Origin of the sequence: Hymenobacter fodinae, assembly GCF_004745825.1 — a bacterium.
GTDB lineage: Bacteria > Bacteroidota > Bacteroidia > Cytophagales > Hymenobacteraceae > Hymenobacter > Hymenobacter fodinae.
Map to the genome: position 1 here is coordinate 109,068 of NZ_SRLA01000003.1, position 18,677 is coordinate 127,744.

General features: G+C 58.6%; 14 protein-coding genes. 11 read left to right on the plus strand and 3 right to left on the minus strand.

The genetic code is table 11. The features are described from left to right. Nucleotides 1–146 precede the first annotated feature (146 nt). The 3 genes from EU556_RS14470 (at nucleotide 147) to EU556_RS14480 (ending at nucleotide 5,956) form a co-directional block, all read left to right on the plus strand. Nucleotides 147–557 carry an acyl-CoA thioesterase gene (locus EU556_RS14470; protein ID WP_135434867.1) on the plus strand — a complete coding sequence of 137 codons (411 nt, stop codon included), beginning with the start codon at nucleotides 147–149 and terminating at the stop codon, nucleotides 555–557. Between the two features lie 429 nt (nucleotides 558–986). Beyond that, nucleotides 987–4,412, plus strand: a complete 3,426-nt coding sequence (locus EU556_RS14475; protein WP_135434868.1) for a UvrD-helicase domain-containing protein — start codon at nucleotides 987–989, stop codon at nucleotides 4,410–4,412. 281 nt (nucleotides 4,413–4,693) lie between these two features. Next, complete coding sequence (locus EU556_RS14480; protein ID WP_135434869.1) at nucleotides 4,694–5,956, plus strand: TCR/Tet family MFS transporter; 1,263 nt, start codon at nucleotides 4,694–4,696, stop codon at nucleotides 5,954–5,956. Between the two features lie 88 nt (nucleotides 5,957–6,044). On the opposite strand, the gene EU556_RS14485 is transcribed toward EU556_RS14480, so the two are convergent. Beyond that, entirely contained in the window at nucleotides 6,045–6,545 is a 501-nt protein-coding gene (locus tag EU556_RS14485) for a vitamin K epoxide reductase family protein (protein ID WP_135434870.1), read from the minus strand. A gap of 177 nt (nucleotides 6,546–6,722) precedes the next feature. Between EU556_RS14485 and EU556_RS14490 the strand changes: the two genes are divergently transcribed. From EU556_RS14490 to EU556_RS14515, 6 genes are all read left to right on the plus strand, one after another. Next, on the plus strand, nucleotides 6,723–9,752 hold the full coding sequence (locus EU556_RS14490; RefSeq protein WP_245327681.1) for a PD-(D/E)XK nuclease family protein: 3,030 nt from the start codon (nucleotides 6,723–6,725) through the stop codon (nucleotides 9,750–9,752). 86 nt (nucleotides 9,753–9,838) lie between these two features. Next, nucleotides 9,839–10,273 carry a nucleoside deaminase gene (locus EU556_RS14495; RefSeq protein WP_135434871.1) on the plus strand — a complete coding sequence of 145 codons (435 nt, stop codon included), beginning with the start codon at nucleotides 9,839–9,841 and terminating at the stop codon, nucleotides 10,271–10,273. Nucleotides 10,274–10,523: 250 nt separating this feature from the next. Continuing rightward, nucleotides 10,524–10,835, plus strand: coding sequence for a hypothetical protein (locus tag EU556_RS14500; RefSeq protein ID WP_135434872.1), 312 nt, complete (start codon nucleotides 10,524–10,526; stop codon nucleotides 10,833–10,835). 59 nt (nucleotides 10,836–10,894) lie between these two features. Next, the gene (locus tag EU556_RS14505; RefSeq protein ID WP_210116292.1) at nucleotides 10,895–11,233 is read left to right on the plus strand and encodes a hypothetical protein; all 339 of its coding nucleotides are present in this window, start codon (nucleotides 10,895–10,897) and stop codon (nucleotides 11,231–11,233) included. A 94-nt stretch (nucleotides 11,234–11,327) separates the two neighbouring features. Next, nucleotides 11,328–12,152, plus strand: coding sequence for a mechanosensitive ion channel family protein (locus EU556_RS14510; RefSeq protein WP_135434874.1), 825 nt, complete (start codon nucleotides 11,328–11,330; stop codon nucleotides 12,150–12,152). Nucleotides 12,153–12,365: 213 nt separating this feature from the next. After that, nucleotides 12,366–14,150 (plus strand): chloride channel protein, encoded by a 1,785-nt coding sequence (locus tag EU556_RS14515; RefSeq protein WP_135434875.1) that lies wholly within the window; start codon nucleotides 12,366–12,368, stop codon nucleotides 14,148–14,150. A 3-nt stretch (nucleotides 14,151–14,153) separates the two neighbouring features. Here EU556_RS14515 and EU556_RS14520 read toward each other — a convergent pair whose 3' ends face one another. Further along, entirely contained in the window at nucleotides 14,154–15,344 is a 1,191-nt protein-coding gene (locus EU556_RS14520; protein ID WP_135434876.1) for a cation:proton antiporter domain-containing protein, read from the minus strand. A 99-nt stretch (nucleotides 15,345–15,443) separates the two neighbouring features. Here EU556_RS14520 and EU556_RS14525 point away from each other — a divergent pair, with 99 nt between their 5' ends. Then, nucleotides 15,444–16,694, plus strand: coding sequence for a BaiN/RdsA family NAD(P)/FAD-dependent oxidoreductase (locus EU556_RS14525; protein WP_135434877.1), 1,251 nt, complete (start codon nucleotides 15,444–15,446; stop codon nucleotides 16,692–16,694). Nucleotides 16,695–16,705: 11 nt separating this feature from the next. Here the strand turns inward: EU556_RS14525 and EU556_RS14530 are convergent, their stop codons facing one another. Then, complete coding sequence (locus EU556_RS14530; RefSeq protein ID WP_210116293.1) at nucleotides 16,706–16,975, minus strand: hypothetical protein; 270 nt, start codon at nucleotides 16,973–16,975, stop codon at nucleotides 16,706–16,708. A 227-nt stretch (nucleotides 16,976–17,202) separates the two neighbouring features. Here EU556_RS14530 and EU556_RS14535 point away from each other — a divergent pair, with 227 nt between their 5' ends. After that, a complete protein-coding gene (locus EU556_RS14535; RefSeq protein WP_167855586.1) occupies nucleotides 17,203–18,651 on the plus strand; it encodes a diadenylate cyclase in 1,449 nt (482 codons plus the stop codon). Nucleotides 18,652–18,677: the final 26 nt, after the last annotated feature.

Genomic DNA, 18,677 nt, shown 5'->3' on the forward strand with positions numbered 1-18,677 from the left:
AAACAGAGGCTAATGCCGTGATTTCACGCTTTATTTGTCGTTTCAAACGACTTAAAACAAGACCGTTGAAGGTTCAATTGGGTGCTTGACTGTCCTTTCGCGTGGGCTAGGCCACCCCACCTCACCTCTTCCTACCCCCTGCTCCTATGCAAACTCCAGCCTTTCGATTCTCCCGCCTCCTGACTGTTCAGCCCCAGGATATCGACGAGTTGGATCACGTAAACAACGTGCAGTATGTGCGCTGGGTGCAGGATACGGCCGGGGAGCATTGGCTGACGGCCTACCCGCCCGGCGAGCGGGAGCAGTATATTTGGGTAGTGCGGGAACATCGGGTGCAGTACCGCTACCCGGCCCTACTGGGCGAAGAGCTGCGCTGCACCACTTGGATTGGCGAGGTGCGTGGGGCCCAATGTCAGCGCTTCGTGCGCATCGAACGGGCCGCCGACAATAAGCTGCTCTGCGAGGCAGAAACCCAATGGGTGCTGCTTGACCCACTTACCAAACGGCCGGTGCGCATTGAGCAAGATGTAGTGGAGCGGCTATGGGGACCGGTATAGGGTATTTTACTGATCCTTACCCTGTTCCTCACCACCTAACTTAATCAGTGCCTTGGACACAACGTCCATTAATTCAGGAAAATGCGGTTCAGAAAGCAGAAGGACAAAGTACTCACCCTCGATAGTTGTTCTGAAGAGGTAGATAGGGTTGTACCTAGACACATACTGCCCCCAAAAGCTTGTACTCTTCGGATGCGTTAGTGCATACACACATTCTTCCGAAAGGCTTTTTTGTGGAATAGAAGCACTTTCTACAATTGATACTAAAACTTGTAGTTTATGTTCCTTCCAAATGGTGAGAAGAATTTCCTCTATGGAAGGACTGCCTAAGGAAAACGCAAACTCCACTCTACAGATACCCATTCAAAAAGATGATAGATGTGACTATTAAGAAACTCTAGTTACGTTCTATTTCCCCTTTCCTCCCCAATGCCCGCCACTTTCCGCATCTATTCCTCTTCCGCCGGCTCCGGCAAAACGTATCAGCTTACCAAGGAATACCTAAAGCTGGCCTTGGGTACTGATGATGCGGCGTACTTCAAGCGGATTCTGGCCATTACGTTTACCAACGATGCGGCCGGCGAGATGAAGGAGCGCATTATTGATGCGCTGCGGCGGTTTGCGTATCCGCAGGAGGGTGAAACCGATCAGCTGCTGGCGACAATTGCGGAGGAACTGGCCTACGAGGGCAAGCTGGAATACCTGCCAACCCCAGAGGAGCGCCAGCAGGAGCTGCGCCAACGGGCCGGCAAAACCTTCCGGCTGGTGATGTACCACTACGCCGATTTTGGGGTCAGCACCATCGACTCCTTCGTGCAGCGCATTGTCACGGCCTTCACGCGCGAGCTAGGCCTGCCCGCCACGTTTGAGGTGGAGCTAGATAGCGCCACCGTGCTGCAAAGTGCCGTAGCCCTGCTCCTTGACCGCGTAAACCGCGACCCAAACGCGGCGCTGCTCTCGCGCACTATCTCCGACTTTGCCCTGATGAAGGCCGACGAAGGCCGCAGCTGGAACAACCTGCCCGCCGAGCTGGTAGATTTCGGGCAGTTTCTGCTCAGCGAACCGGTGCATGAGGCGGTGGAACAGTTGCAGAAGCTCTCGATGCAGGACTACCGCCGCCTGCACGAAGGCCTGCGCCAGCGCCGCGACGAGATTGAAACTACCTTCCGGACAGTGGCCGAGGTAGCCCAGGAAGCCATTGAAACGGCTGGCATTACGGAGTCGGACTTGTACCAGGGCCGCAGTGGCCTACTGGGCTACGTGACCAAATGGGAAGAGCGCCTGCAGCCCGATAAGGAGGCCAACAGCTACGTGCGTGCCACCGTGGAGCAGGATAAATGGTACAGCAGCAAAGTAAAAACAGCCGCCGACAAAGCCCGCGTAGACGCCGCCAAGCCGATATTACTACAGGCCTACGAGCAAATGGAGCAACTACGCCAGCACTTGCTGCCCGATTATCTGCTGGTGACGGGGATGCTCCCCTACTTGTTTCAGGTGTCGCTGCTGAGCGAGCTGAGCAAGGCCGTGGACCAGCTGAGCCGCGACCGGGGCGTGGTGCTGATTGCAGAGTTCAACCGTCGTATTGCCCAGATTGTGCTTCGCGAGCCGGTGCCCTTCCTGTACGAGCGCCTCGGCGACCGGTATCAGCATTTGCTCATCGACGAGTTTCAGGACACCTCGGTGCTACAGTGGAATAACCTGCTCCCGCTGGTGGAAAACGCCGTTTCCACGGGCAGCCTGAGCTTGGCAGTGGGGGACGCCAAGCAGGCCATTTACCGGTGGCGTGGGGGCGAGATGGAGCAGATCTTGCGCCTCTACCAAAACCAAACGGAGCACCTCTACGGCAAAATTGCCGACGACGAGCTGCGCGACCTGCTGGCCGACCGCTACTTCACGCTGGACCAAACCCTGGAGGCCCGCAACCTGAACGAAAACTACCGCTCAGCGGGCGAAATCATTCAGTTCAACAACGCGCTGTTTACCCATATCAGCGCCACACACACCATGCTGCCGCTGGTGCAGGGTATTTATGATAGGGGCTTCCAACAAGTAGTACCCCCGCAGAAAGCCGGCGGCGCGCCGGGCCACGTGGAGCTGCTCTTTACCGAGGACGATGCGCCAGCTTGCCGCTACGACGCGGCCCTGGGCACCTACACGCCAGCCCTGCTGCCCGGCTACACTGTAGGCCAGGTGCTGGATTATGAGGAAAGCACCCTATACCTCACCCTGCAACTTGTGGAGCAGGCCGTGGCCGATGGCTTCCGGCTGCAGGACGTGGCCGTACTCTGCCGCCGCCGCGACCATAGCCGCCGGGTGGCGAAGTTTCTGAAAGAGCGGGGCTACGATATCATCTCCGCTGACTCGCTGTCGCTGGAGTTTGCTGAGGTAGTGAACCTGCTAGTGGCCCTGTTTCGGGTGCTCAACCAGCCGGCCGATACCTTGGCTCGGGCCGAAGCGCTACTGCTAACCGAGCGCGTGGTGCGGGGCCTCTACCCCACCCCGGAGCGGGCCCGCCACTGGGCGGAGCTGGCCAATGCCGACTCGGCGCTGCCATTTTTTGATGAGCTGCGCGCCCTCGGCTACGACGTGCGGGAGCGGGAAACCGGCAACCTAGGCCTGTATGAACTGACGGAGCGCCTGATTGGCTTGTTTGGATTGCTGGACCGGGCGGCGGAGCGGGAGTACCTGTTCCGGTTCCTGGACTTGACCCTGGAGTACAGCCTGCGCTTCGGCAACAACCTCAACAACTTCCTGGCTTACTGGGACCAGAAGAAAAGCAGCCTCAGCATCAACGCCCCCGCCGGCCGCGACGCCATTACCATCACCACGGTGCACAAAGCCAAAGGACTGGCCTACGGCGTGGTGATTGTGCCGTTTGCCGACTGGTCGTTGACGCCGTACCGGGGCGCCTTACTATGGGGCCGGCTCCATGATGACTCGGAGAAGCCCGTGGCGCAGATGCCGGGCGTGGCGGTGCTGCCCCAAACGCAGGCGTTGCTGCACACCCCTCTGGCCCAGCAGTACACGGAGGAGTTGGAAAAGACCTTCCTGGAAGGCCTGAACATGCTGTACGTGGCCTTCACGCGCCCGCGCCACCGTCTGTACGCCATCAGCCGGAAGCCTAGGCCCGTGAAGGCGGCAAAGGACGGTGAGGCGCCAGCCCCCGCCGAACCGGCCAAAACTGTAGCTGAGATTCTGCACCGCTACCTATTGAGCACCAGCCAATGGGACGACGAGCAGATGGCCTACGTACTGGCTGATGCCCACGGCTTCGCTCCAACCACCACCAACCATAAGCCAACCACCAACCACGACCTGCCCCTCACCAACCTCACCAGCACGCCTTGGGAGGAGCGCCTGCGCCTAAAGCGCCACGCTAACACCGTGTTCGATTTCGACGACCAGCAGGAGCTGCGCGAGTGGAACCGCAAGCTGCACTACGCCCTGCGCCGCACTCACCTGGCCACCGATGTGGAGCGCGTGGCAGCTATGCTAGTGGCCGAGGGGCTAGTGAGCACCAAGGAGCGCCCGGAGCTACTGGAGAAACAGCGGGGCGTAGTAGGCCACCCCGACATGGCTCATTACTTCAGCCCTCAGGTACAGGCTGAGGCCGAGCGGGAAATTTTGGTAGGCGGTACCCGCAAGCAGGACTACAAGCCCGACCGCATCGTATTCGAGGCCGCTCCTGACGGTGGCCGCGCGCGCGTGTCGCTCATTGATTTCAAGGTCCCCCCCGCCGAGCCCCGCCACCGCCAGCCCCTACTCAAGTACGCCGAACTATTCCGGCAGCTGGGCTACCAGGATGTAGAGTGTGTACTCTACTACTTTGATACCCAGGAGGTCATCAAATTTTAATCAAAGATCTAAACGTTTCTCTCAGATTACACGAATTCGCCTGCGCTAAGTGCGGTAGTGGACGCTTATTCAAATGCTCGCATTCGTTAGGTTGCCCGGATGTACCTGCGGCCTACCCATTTTACTAAAGACACTTAGATGGCTGATAAAAAGCCTTCGCTACTCCCGTTTCTGCTGTAATTTTGGCGCGTGGCCGGTCTAGGCGGCTGGCAGCTTTTTGACTCAATAGAAGCGCTGCCCGTCTCCGTGTAATCCGATTAATTCGTCTAAATCCGTGATCTATGGCAGCTACCCGTAAGGCCGCGCTGGGCTTTATCTTTCTGACCCTGCTACTCGATGTCACGGGCATCGGTATTATTCTGCCCGTAGTACCCCGACTCATTCAGAACCTGACGGGCGGCACCGTGAGCGACGCGGCCCGCTACGGTGGGTGGCTGGTGTTTGCCTTCGCGGCCATGCAGTTCTTGTTTTCTCCGGTGCTAGGCAACCTCTCCGACCGGTTTGGCCGTCGCCCGGTGCTGCTGTTGTCCCTGCTAGGCTTCGGCCTCGATTATATTCTGGTGGCCTTTGCCCCTTCCATTACCTGGCTGTTTGTGGGGCGCCTGATTGCCGGCGTGATGGGCGCCAGCTTCACCACAGCCTCCGCCTACATCGCCGACATTTCCACGCCCGAAACCCGGGCCCAAAACTTCGGGATGATTGGCGCCGCCTTTGGGCTGGGCTTCATCGTCGGGCCGCTACTGGGTGGCCTATTGGGTAAGCACGGCACCCAACTGCCGTTTCTGGTGGCCGCGGGCCTCACGTTCCTGAATGTGGCCTACGGCTACTTCGTGCTGCCTGAGTCGCTACCCGCCGAGAAGCGCCGTCCGTTTGAGTGGGCGCGCGCCAACCCCATCGGTTCTCTGAGAATGCTGCAGCGCTACCCGGTTATTATGGGGCTGGTAGCTTCGCTGTTGTTCATCTACGTAGCTGCTCACGCCACGCAGTCGGCCTGGACGTATTACGTGATGGAGAAATTCAAGTGGAATGAGGCGTGGGTAGGGTACTCGCTGGGTGCTATTGGTCTGCTGGTGGCTCTGGTACAGGGCGTGCTTATCCGGCGCATCAACCCGGCGCTAGGCCAGAAGCGCTCCGTGTACCTGGGCATGCTACTCTACGCTATTGGCTTCCTGCTATTTGCCTTTGCCACCAAGGGCTGGATGATGTTTGCCTTCTTGGTGCCCTACTGCCTGGGCGGTATTGCCGGGCCGGCGCTGCAAGGCATCATTTCGGGGCAGGTGCCGGCTAACCAACAAGGTGAGTTGCAGGGCGCACTTACCAGCCTAATGAGCCTTACCTCCATCATTGGTCCGCCGCTGATGACCAACCTGTTTGCTTATTACACCAGCCCTAAAGCGCCCATTTATTTCCCAGGGGCACCTTTCGTGCTGGGCGCCGTGCTGATTCTCATCAGCCTGGGCCTAGCGGCACGCTCCTTAGCAAGCTACGTGGCGCCAAGCACTTCCATCCCAGATTCTGAGCCGGCAGTCAGCGTAGGCCACTAAGAAATTGTGAGAATACAAACAGGCGTGACTTACCGCTTATCTATAAGCAGTAAGTCACGCCTGTCATCGTTCTGTTGCTCTCTTCCGGCTAGCGACCTAATAGCTTCCGTAAGCCTTTCACGGCCTCCGGCACAGCCAGCGCTAACGAGGCAATGGAGGCTACCGAGGCCACTTGGCAGTAGAAGCACAAGGCTTTATTCTCCTTCCATTCCTCCTGGCCTAGCTTCAGCGTCGTGACGGTATCGAACAGGGTTTTGAGGCCCATTGCTACCGGAATAGCCGGCTGCTTGCTGGCCCGGTGTAGGCCACCCGCCCCGGCCAGGCAGGCAGTGAGGCCATAGGTCACAATCATGGGCAGCGCGTCGGGCGTATCGAGGCGCTTGTAGCCGTAGTCGGAGGCGTCTACCTTATCAGAGTCGAAGGGGCCAACGGGCGGGTCGGGCAGGTGATGGATGATACCGGTCTGGTACATGCTCACGATTTGGCCGGCGGCCACGCCCAGCAGGGATAGGCCAATAATCCAGCGGCGGCGGTTTAGGTCGGGGCTTTTGCCGTACCGTAGTTCAAGGCTTAGTTGGGTCGGATCCATTAGGAAAGGATAGTTGCAGTTGAGTTCACTACCATTGGTACGAGGCTCCTAGGGAATATGGTTAAGGTTGCGCTTATTCTATACCAGCCGGAGAAGTGAGGTTTAGGAACCGAGAGCCCGTTCAGTTCCTTACTACTAGGGCAAGACTACCGGCCACTCGCCGTATCTTTACTACTTATGATTTTTTCCCCTAACGCTCCACTTACCACCCCCACTACCGCCCCTTCGCTCCCGGCCGCTACACCTTTCCTCACGCGCATGGCCCGGGAGTTGGTGGAGAAATACGGCCCTTCGGATGAGCTATCGGACTTGGTGGTGGTAGTGCCCACGCGCCGGGCGGTGGTGTATCTGCAGAATGAGCTGAGCTTGGCGGCCGAGGCCGGACGGGCAGTCTGGAGCCCACGCATTGCGGCCATGGAGGACTATATGGTGGAACTGGCCGGCGTGCAGGTAGAGGAGCCCATTGCCTTGCAGCTGCTGCTGTTTGAGATTCTGCGCGACATCGACCCCAAGCTGGACTTCGACCAGTTCGTGGGGTGGTCGGGGCTACTGCTGCAGGACTTCTCCAGCCTCGATCAGAACCTGGCTTCGCCCAAGAAGATATTCGAGTACCTCTCGCAGGCTAAGGCCCTGGAGCGCTGGGAACTGAGCAACGAGCCGGCCCCGCAGAGCACCACGGCCGCTTACTTCCGCTTCTGGGACGACCTGGAGAAGGTGTACCGCCGCCTGCGTCGCCAGATGGAGCGCACCCACCTGGCCTACCCTGGCCTAGCGTATCGGCTGGCTGTCAACAAAATCCAGACCCGCCTTGAAGCCGATGAAACGCTGCCCCAGCACGTATTTATAGGCTTAGGCTCGCTCTCGAAAGCCGAAGAAAAGTTGATTCGGCTGCTGCGCAAGGCGCGGCGGGCTGAGGTCCATTTCGATGGCGACACGTTTTACCTGGAACCTGGCTCACCCAACCGGGCCGGGCAGCACATTCGCCGCTACCAGGATATTTTCGAGCTGCCCAACGAGAACCTGGGCGGCCCCGCCGACTTACTTCGGGGTCTGCCCCGCGACATTCGGTTCGTGGGCGTGGCCAATGCCTCCATGCAGGGGAAAGTGGCGGGGCAACTACTGGCCGAATCACGCCGCGAGAACCCCAGCGCCAAAGTAGCCGTGGTGCTCCCCGACGAAACTCTGCTGCTGCCCGTGCTGCATGGCCTGCCGCTGGATGCCGTGCCCGAGTACAACGTAACCATGGGCCTCAGCTTCCAGAGCACACCTCTATTCAACCTAGTGGATCTGCTGTTTGAGGTGCACCTAACCGGCGTGCGCGAAGGCTCCGCCGAAACTGGCTACGGGGTGCCGCGCTACCACCACCTGGCCGTGAGCAAGTTGCTGCAGCACCCTTTTCTCAGGCGCTACCAGCAGTGGCTTGATAAGCAGCCTGAAGAGAACTACCACGGGTTGCTCGATAAAGTGTGCCGCACCATTGTGAAGCGCCACGCGGTGCTGCTCACGGCCGAGGAACTACAGGCCTGGGGCCAGCACCACCCACTCATTCAGGCCCTGTTTACCACCTGGAACAACTGCGACGACATCATCGCGGCCTGCTACACGCTTATTGATCTGCTCAAGAAGGCTTATCAGGACCAGCACTCTGCTATCGAAGCCGAGTACTTATACCTGTTTTTCACGCTGGTGAAGCGGCTCGATTCGGTGTTTGATTGCCGGGAGCAGCGGCTGTCGGTGCGCTCCTTTCGGCGGTTTTTGTACGAGCAGATGAAGAACACTCGTCTGCCCTTTAGTGGAGAACCCATTGCCGATGTGCAGGTGATGGGTCTGCTGGAAACCCGCGCCCTCGACTTCGACCACATTATCATTCTGAGCTGTAACGAGAACGTGCTGCCGGCCCCCAAGCGCCACAGTTCCCTGTTTCCGTACGACGTACTCACCACCTTTCAACTGCCCACCTACGCCGACCACGAAGCTGCCACAGCCCACCAGTTCTGGCGCCTGCTCCAGCGCGCGCGCCAGGTAGATTTGCTGCACATCCTGCCCGGCGCTGAAGGGACCCGCACCGGGGAGCGGAGCCGCTTCTTGCTGCAAATTGAAAACGACCTGCTGCCCCAAAGCCCTGGCCTCCGCCTGCAGGATCTGACGGTGACCTCGCCCGTTGAAGAGCCAACAACCCCATTGTCCTCGCTCCCTCCCACTACCTCCCCGGAGGAGCTTCTGGCCGAGCGCGAAAAAGAAGCCCCGGGTGATATTGTGCTGGAGAAGGATGCGGGCATGCTGTTGGCGCTGCGTGAGGTACTAACCAAAGGCCTCTCGCCCACTGCATTAAATCAGTATCTTAACTGCTCCCTACAGTTTTATTTCCAGCGGGTAGCTCGTTTTCGCGAGAACGACGAGGTAGAAGAAGCCCTGGGTCCTGATGGCTTTGGAACGGTAGTGCACGAGGCCCTGGAGGAGCTGATGCAGCCGTTCCAGCAACGCCAGCAGCCCATCACAGCCACCGATATTCCTGGCTTAGTGAAGCTGGCGCCCATTATGGTGGCGAAGGCTTTGCGCAAGGAAGAGGAAGGCCGCCACGCCCGCGCCGATGAAGGTCTGAACCACGTGCTAGGCCAGGTAGCCAGCCAGCTGGTGCGTCGTTACCTCGAAGGCCTGCTGGAACAACCGGGTGCCCTCCCACTCCAGGTGCAGAGCCTGGAAGAAGCCCTCCAAGCCACCGTGTACGTGCCACTCCCTTCGGGCGAGAAGCTACCCGTGAGCCTGGTGGGTTTTGCCGACCGAGTCGACCAACTAGCAGATGGACGGCTGCGCGTAATTGACTACAAAACTGGGTTAGTACAGGCCTACGACCTACGCCTGCTCAAGCGCGGCGAAGGGCCCACTGATGCAGTAGAGCATCTCGTCTCGGATGCCACGCCCAGCGCCGATAAGGTGCGGCAGCTCTGGCTTTACCGCCTGATGCTGGCCCACGGGGGCCGCCCCGCCGCCGATGCCGCTATCATCTCGCTGCGCAACCTCAGCGCCGGCCCCATGACCGCCGACATGAGTTTCCTCACGGAAGGTGGCCAGGATTTCGTGCAGCACAGCGAGCAGCTACTGGGCCGCATCGTCAACCGCATGCTGGATCCGCAGGAGCCCATCCGCAAAACCGACGACTTAGATAAATGCCAGTACTGCTCTTACCGGGGCATTTGCGCCCGCTAGGCCACTATCTGCCGCGTAAGCCCTAGATTGCCTTTACTTACTCTAACACTGGCCTAGCACAACAGCTAGACTCCACCTAAAATACTATGGACAAGTTCATGCAGGCCGCTATCGATGAGGCCTTACAAGGTCGCAAAGAAGGTGGCATTCCCATTGGCTCCGTGCTGCGCCGTGGCGACGAAATTGTAAGCCGTGGCCGCAACAAGCGCGTGCAGGAAGACAACCCCATCAAGCATGGCGAAATGGATGCCCTCTTCAACGCCGGCCGCCAGCGCTCCTACCGCGACACCGTGCTCTATACCACGCTCATGCCCTGCTACATGTGCGCCGGCACCATCGTGCAGTTCAAAATCCCAAAAGTAGTAGTGGGCGAAGACCAGACGTTCGGCGAGTCGCGCGCTTTCCTGGAAAGCCACGGCGTAGAGGTTGAAATCCTGAACCTACCCGAGTGCGTGCAGATGATGCAGGAGTTTATCCGCGATGAGCCCACGCTCTGGAACGAGGACATCATGGAGCTGTAATAGCGCCGCCGAGCAAAGTCCCGCCCTACGATTGTCTTCACACCCAACAAAGTCGCTGCGTTGCCGCCGCTTTGTTGGGTGTTTTACTTTAAAGTAGCCTGTTACCCCTCAACGCCCCGTTACTAAGTGGCTCGTGAACCGCGCCGCAGACTAACGGGTTGTATAGCGAAAAAGCTGAGCGCCGAACCAGACTAGCGGAGTGGCCTAGGCCCTGCTACCTTTGCCCAGGCAGTTCTGTTTGTCCTTCTTTATGCCCAACGACGATTCCCTGCTCAGCGCCACCAAAAAGTGCCCCGCCTGCAGTTTTTGGAGTAATTGGCAGCAGCGCCCCGATGACCGGTGCGAGCGGTGCGGGCAGTTGCTGGACCCACAGCGCTTACGCAGCGAACAGGCCCGGCAGAAGCAGGCCGACGAGCCACTGCCCTCCTTTCTGCAAATTCAAATCAGCCCCGATGACAGCGCTACCACACGCTTCTTCAAGCAAATCATTCGGGGAGGGCAGTTAGCGTTTGCCGCTATGGTGTCGTTTATGGTGTGGCTGCTTACTCTGCTGGCCGGATGAGGTGGCCTAGGGAACTGCGCCACCCTCTTTTTCTGGTAGGAACTGCGCTTTACGTGCTGATGGCCGCCTACAAGTACGGCGGGCCTGTATCGGCGCAGTGGCCGGTGCTTCCGCGGCTGCTGCGGGCGCATTTGGGCGATGTGCTGGCCCTGCCCCTCCAGCTGACGCTCATGCTATATGCCATGCGGCGCTGGTACTTCCGGCGCCCAGAGTTCGTACTGCCGGCTGCCTGGATTTTTAGCTTCTGGCTGGTAACCTCCGTGTGGTTCGAGGGCGTCCTGCCGCGCTTTGATGCCCGTGCTACCGCCGACCCGCTTGATGTGGTGGCCTACGCCGTGGGCGGCCTCGTGTTTTGGCGCTGGATGAACCTACCCGATAGGCCTAGCCCCGAACCATAGCCCCGCTAATGTGCGTATACTTCATTTAAAGCCCCGTTGGCCTCGCGCTGCGGGGCTTCTGCATTAGCCCGTTGGGCAAATTAACTTCTCGCGTATGCTTCAGGATATGAATCGCGTGCTGGCGGCGTATTGGCAGCAATTTCTGTTTATTCTACCAAAGCTTTTAATAGCTACCGTGTTGCTGCTAGTGGCCGTTTTTGTGGCCAACCGAGCCAGCAGCCTGTTGGGTAGTCGCCTGCGCAGCCGTTCTTCTGATCCGCTCCTCCCCGATTTTCTGGCCAACATCAGCAAGTGGGCTCTGGTCTTGACGGGCCTGGTGCTGGCCTTCAACGTGCTGGGATTCTCGGGAGTAGTGGGCAGCATGATTGGGGCAGCCGGCGTATCGGCCTTTGTGGTAGGTTTTGCCTTCAAGGATATAGCCGAAAACTTTTTGGCAGGCGTTATTCTGGCCTTCAACCGCCCCTTCCACATCAACGACACCGTGCAGATACGCGACCTGATTGGGCACGTTGAGGCGCTCAATCTGCGCACCACCCTCATGCGCACCTTCGATGGCAAACATATCTTCTTGCCCAACTCTATGGTGCTCAAAGAGCCACTTACCAACTATACCCGGGACGGCAACCTTCGCCAAGAGTTCCTAGTGACCGTTGAGCTCGGCCAGGATGTTGCGGCCGATACCGCCATCAATGTTATTCTCGATTTCCTGCGTTCTGTGCCCGATGTGCAGCAGTCGCCGCGCAAGCCGTACGTGAATCTGGAGAAAGCCAGTGCTACTACCGCCGACCTGCGCGTGTACTTCTGGACCGACTCCGACGATTACCGCCGCGGGGTTATTCAGCAGAAAAGCCGGCTCATGCAGCAAGTAAAATTAGAGCTGCTCGGGGCTGGTTTGGGCGTACCTAACCTGAGTCAGTAGGTTACATAGTGGCCTAGTGTGGTATTAACAGCCGAGCAACTGCCCGAGGGCTTTTCACTACCGGCGAAAAGAAACCAGCACTTTATTTAGCTGGCCCTTCTTTTTATCCTGAAAGTGGCGGGCTTCTTGCCTAGGCCAGTGCTTTTGCCGTTGTTACAGTAGAGTCAGGAGGTGCCCTTGTATTGGGCTCTAAGCTGCTCTTCTTGCGTGCATATGCCTAAAAACACTATTCACCGGTTGTTAAGTCCGTTGTTGCTGTGGCGCTTGCGTCATCTCAACGACCGGGTGTACCTTATCTTGGTGAGTGTTTTGGTGGGTGTGTTTGCCGGGTTGGCGGCCGTACTGCTCAAAACCTCCGTGCATGACGCGCAGCACCGGCTCTATGCCTGGGTGCCGGAGCAGTATCGGGTGTTTGCCTTGTCGTTGTATCCTATCATTGGGGTGGCGCTTACCGTCCTATTCACCCGTTATTTTTTGGGTGGCAACTTGGGGCGCGGTATCGGCCCCATTATCTATAATATTGCCCGGCAAGGCAGCATTGTGCCGCGTAGCAAGCTCTACTCCCAGGTGGTTTCATCTTTTCTGACCGTGACGTTTGGGGGCTCGGCGGGTCTGGAGGCTCCAATTTCCGTAACGGGCTCGGCCATTGGCTCCAACACGGCTCGGGTACTACGCATAGGACGCCGGGAGCGGCGCCTTCTCACGGGCTGCGGAGCGGCGGCGGGCGTAGCGGCCATCTTTAACTCGCCCATTGCCGGGGTGCTGTTTGCCGTTGAAGTTATTCTCTCGGAGCTCTCAGCGGCGTATTTCGTGCCCTTGCTTATTTCCTCGGCTACTGCCACGGTGGTATCGAAGGCGCTCTATGCAGGTCAGCCCTTCGTGCTGATTACCACCAGCTGGCCCGTAGATGCCGTGCCTTTTTACCTGATGCTGGCGGGCTTCACGGCTCTGCTGTCTGTATACATGATTCGGGTGTACTTCTGGGCCGATAAGTTGTTTGAGCGCTGGCGCGGCACCTACCGTAAAGTATTGGTGGGTGGGCTCAGCCTAGGCCTGTTAGTCTTTATCTTTCCGCCCCTCTACGGTGAGGGCTACAACATTGTGCAACTGCTTCTAGGTGGCCACGCCGAACAGCTCGTGGATGGCTCCCTGTTTGCCGTGTATCGCGATGATAGCGTAGGCCTGCTGCTGCTTGTGGCGGTGGGTAGTATGCTGCTGAAGGTAGTGGCTACCACCATTACTATTGGCTCTGGGGGCAACGGGGGTATGTTTGGCTCTTCTCTGTTTGCGGGGGCGCTCATGGGTTTCATTTTTGCCCGCCTCATCAACCTGAGTGGCATCTACCCTATTTCAGAGGTGCACTTCATTGTGCTGGGTATGGCCGGCACGCTGGCCGGCGTAGTGCACGCGCCGCTTACCGGCATCTTCCTGATTGCGGAAATTACGGGCGGCTACGCCCTCTTTGTGCCCCTGATGGTGGTTACCTCAGGTTCCTACCTTATTACTCGCTACTTCGAGCCTTACTCGGTGTACACCCGCAAGCTGGTGCAGCGCGGAGTATACGTGCACCACGACCGTGACCGAGGCCTCCTGGCTCAGTTAGATCTGCATCAGCTAGTTCAAACTGATTTTATGACGGTGCACCCCAACGACACGCTGGGCGAATTGGTAACCACGTTTCGGCATGCCACGCGCAACCTGTTTCCGGTGGTGGATGAAGAGGGGCACCTGCATGGCGTGATTAGTCTCGATACCGTTCGGGATGCCCTGTTTGACGATGAGCACTACAACACGACCCGCGTGCGCGACCTGATGACCGAGCCTCCCGCGACCGTCCGCCCCGATGACTCTATCCAGGACACGCTGCGCTGCATGGAAGAACTTGGCGCCTGGGCTCTTCCCGTCATTGGCACGGATGAGCGGTATCAGGGTTTCATCCTCAAATCCAGCATCTTGGCCAGCTACCGTCGCCAGCTCATCCGAGAAAGCGAAAGTTGATTCTTAATACTCCCCAATCTCAGGCTCTTTCGCCGCGAGCAGCAGTCCGCACATCATGAGCAGGCCGGTTAAGAGAATAACTACGAACAGGATGTTTTCGCCTACCTCCCCAATGCGGTGCTGGGCCGGAATGCTGTAGTAAAGCAACACCGTAATCAGGCCCTTGGGGGCAATGAACAGCTCCGGAATCAGGTCGGTGCGGGCAATGTAGCGCAAGTAGAAGAACCGAATGGCCGTCAGGACCGCCACAATTAGTATCCCTTGCAGCAGCAAGGGAGCATTGATGAGGCTGCTGAGCGTGATGCTAAACCCGAATAGCAAAAAGAAGAACGTCCGAATCAGGAAGGCCGACTCGGCAGTAATGCTGCGCAGCTGATGGGTTTCTTCCTGCAGTTGGTCGGGCCGGAACCAGCGGCGGAGCAGGGAGCCTTTCAGGAACAGCTCGGCATTGTTTACTGCTAGGCCAAACACCAGCACCAGCAACAACGATGATAGGTGCAGCTTCTTGGAGAGGCTATACATCAGCACCAAGAAGGCCAGTATTAGAAAGAACTTCACGTGCAGTCGAATGCGGGCGAGCAGGAACGCCAACATAGCCGTGCTCAATACGGCTACTACCAGCACAGCCAGTACGTCGCGCCCAAAAGTGACCACCGACATGCCTTGGGCGAAGTTGTCTTGCAGGGCAAAGTTGAAGGCCATGATGCCCAGAATATCTGAGAACGTGCTCTCATACACAATGAACTCCTGCTTCTCGCCTACCAAGCTGGCCACGCTAGGAATGGCAATAGCCGAGCTGATAACTGAGAGTGGCACGGCATTTACCAGGCAGGTCTGAAAGTTTACACCTAGCCACAGGTGCAGAATACTCGCAATAGCCACCGCCTGCACCACCAGAATCAGTGCCGCGGCCAAGAAGGAGCGCCGGATAAGTGGCGCTTTGTCGCGGGAGAGCTTCAAGTCTAGCGCTCCTTCCAACACAATCATGATCAGGCCGATGACGCCAAATATTTCCAGCACTACCTTGGGAATGGGCAAGGTAAAGTCAAAGTAATCGGCGGCTTGCCGCAGGGCAATGCCCGTGAGCAGCAGCATGAGCACCGAGGGAATTTTGGTAGCTCGTGCAGCTAAGTCAAACAGGTAAGAAAGCACAATGGCTAGGCTCAGCCCAATCAGGATGGAATAGGTACCCATGCAGCTCAGTAACGGATCAGTGGCTCAACTATACGCAAGAAGTAGGGTTTCGACTGGCCTAGCTCTGATTGTGGCGGGCTTCTGGCCTACCTTTGCCAGATGCAGAACCCCTCTGATTCTGATGCCCTGATTGCGGTAATTGGCGGCGGGCCGGCCGGCTTACTGGCCGCGCAACGCCTGGCCGAGGCTGGGCACCGCGTGGTGGTATATGAGGCCCAAGCCACCGTGGGCCGCAAGTTTTTGGTAGCTGGCCACGGCGGCTTCAACCTGACCAACGCCGAGCCCCTCCCAGACTTTGCGGCCCGGTATGCCTCACATAGTAGGCGCTTTCAGCAGCTGCTAGGCCACTTCTCGCCCGCCGATTTGCGCCAGTGGACTACCGACTTAGGCATTGCCACCTACGTGGGCACCAGTGGCCGGGTATTTCCAATGGCTGAGCACAAGCCTGCACAACTGCTTCGGGCCTGGGTGGCTCGCTTAGGACAGCTGGGAGTTGAAATCCGGACGCGGCACCGGTGGTTGGGTTTTGCGGGGGCCACTGGCCTACGCATCCAAGATGAAACAACCGGCGACGAAATTACCATTCATCCGGCAGCTACGGTGCTAGCTTTGGGTGGCGCCAGTTGGAGCAAAACGGGCTCCGATGGTCGCTGGACCACTGCCCTGGCACAAATAGGCGTGCAGTGCATCCCGTTTCAGCCTTCTAACTGCGGAGCTGAAATAGCATGGTCGGCATTTTTCCGGGAGAAGGTGCAGCGCACTCCGCTTAAAAATATTGCCCTCTCCTGTGGCCCGCATACAGTGCGAGGAGAACTTATGCTCACGGAGTATGGGATAGAAGGCACGCCAGTGTATGCACTCACGCCGTTCATTCGGGAGGCGCTAGGCCAGTCTCCCACGGCCCAGCTTTTGCTCAACCTAAAGCCTGACCTAGCCCCAGCAGCCCTGCAGGAACGGTTAGCACAACGCCGAAGTGGCACCTCTTGGGCTTCTTTCCTCGCCAGCACGCTGCGCTTGGGCCCACCCATCCCAACGCTACTGCGGGAAGTGGGCCCGCCTGCGTTACCGCCGGAGCCCACCGAGCTAGGCCACTTGCTGACCCACTTGCCCTTGCCGGTTAGTGGCCTACGCCCCTTGGAAGAGGCTATCAGCACGGCGGGTGGCGTAGCGTGGTCGGAAGTAGATGAGCACCTGATGTTACAGCGGCGGCCCGGCACCTTCGTGGCCGGAGAAATGCTTGACTGGGAAGCGCCTACCGGTGGCTATCTGCTGCAAGGTTGCTTTAGCACAGGTGCCTGGGCGGCGCACGGGGTAACCCGTTGGCTGCAGGACTATAGGAATACTGCGTGACTCTAGTCTTATCAGACGTCTCGTTCGCGCACTTTCTCGGCTTCTTCCGCGGCGGCCAGAATGGCTTTGGCCTCATCTAGCAGGCGTTGGCCGTGGTTGAGGTGGTAACGCAGCACCAAAGCAAACAGCAAGCAGAAGGAAATCAGCGGCAGTGCCCACCCCAGCGCAAACCACAGCCAAAACGACCGGCCATAGCTTTGAGCGCAGTGGGCCGTAGTGAAAGCCAGCACCGCCAACCCCATCATCAGGGCCAGCACCAGCAGGGGAGCTACCAGCAGCATAGGGCTAGGGATTAGAAAGGCGAGTGGCATAAGGCTCTAGTAATATACGCGGTTGCTCCCAAACTTACAAGGCCGCCGCAGGGTCGTGCGGCTCCGGTTATAACGCGCGAAGGAGTGGGATGTTTGCTAAAAATGGCCGGAAAGTTGCCGCCTGCTCTGACCACCTTCTACTGGCTTTTTCCGTACTTGACGGTTTGCCCCTCACTCCCTCCCCGCCTGCCTACCCTATGTGGGAAAATCAAAGTCTTTTTCGCGTCTCGGCTCAGCTTTTTGCCGATGGCGTGTTCAATTTGCTCGATCGGACGTTAAAGCCGGAAGTTTTTCTGTTGGGCCTAGCCTCAGCCCGCGAGGCCGATGACCCCGAAGCCGTAGTTATTGAGCCCGTTACCCACCGGTACCAACCTGCTGATTTCGCGGCCGTGAAAGCTCGGGCAGCTTCCCTGGAGCCCGATGGTCCGCGCGAAGTGGTGTACCACCTGCACCCCCTCGACCACGACCGTTACGAGAAGCAGCGCTGGTATGAGCTGCTGCGTCGTGCCACCGAGCATACCCTCAACGACTTGGTAGCCAAGCACCGCGAAGAGCGGGTCAGTTTCTGCTCCCAACCTGTGGGCGTGTATAATTACCAAGTAATTATCGTGCTTCAGCTTTCCTTAGAGGCCTACCAAGCATATTACTCATTGCCAGGCAAGGGTGGTACTCGCTCTACGTCGCTGCTCATGGCTACTGTGCAGGAGTTTCTGCAGGACGCCTCCCGGGGCTTGCGGGAGTCAGACACCGACGACGACCGTCCCGTGCTCGACCGTGACTACAACGAAGTGTTGCGCGCCGCCGGGCGGCGCTTTATGCTGCGGGCTGCCGCCGGCACCCACGGCCTCTACGATGCCTGCAACGGAGTAGCGGCCCTGCGCCACGAGGGAGACGAAGGCGTGGGAACCATGATAGTGTCGCGGCGCAACCATCCGGCCGTGGTACCTATCCTCACCCTCGACTCCCCGATTCCGCTGCGCGACTACCGCCGCATCCGGAAGTTACTGGAGCTCAGCGAGGACCGCAATGCCTTGCTCACCGACGCCACGGATGTGTTTGGCTTGGGGTACCTGGTTGAGCGCACCGACCCGCAGTACGAACCCCTGTTTACCGTCGACTTCACCAAGCACTATAGCTGGGAGCTGAATCATGACGGGCACATCATGATGAAGGTGGTGTCCAATACCCCCCGCCTGCCCCAGGGTACTGTAGATGAGGAGAACTTTGCGCAAGCCATTCGTAGGGTGTTTCCGATGGTAGATGCCGCCGGAGCCGCCTACCTCTGGGAGCTCACGCTCAAAGCTACCTCCCAAACCAGTGGCACCATCCTCGTCATCTCCGAAGGGGCAGCGCAGGAGGCTGCTCGCCTCACTCGGCAGTGCTTTCGGGTGGCACCTCGCCTCATGACCCCATCCGTGCTTCGCTTGGTAACCAACATTGACGGGGCCGTGCTCATTGACCCCGCCGGTACGTGCTATGCCATTGGCGCCATCCTAGATGGCCTAGCCACCGAAAAAGGCGACTCCTCCCGCGGCTCCCGTTATAACTCAGCGTTGCGTTACGTAGAAAGCAGCCGCTACGCAGTGCTGGCCGTTGTAGTAAGTGAAGATGGCTGGATTGATCTGCTCCCGCCCATCCGGCGGTAGCTAGGCCAGCCGAAGCGCTTCCCTCT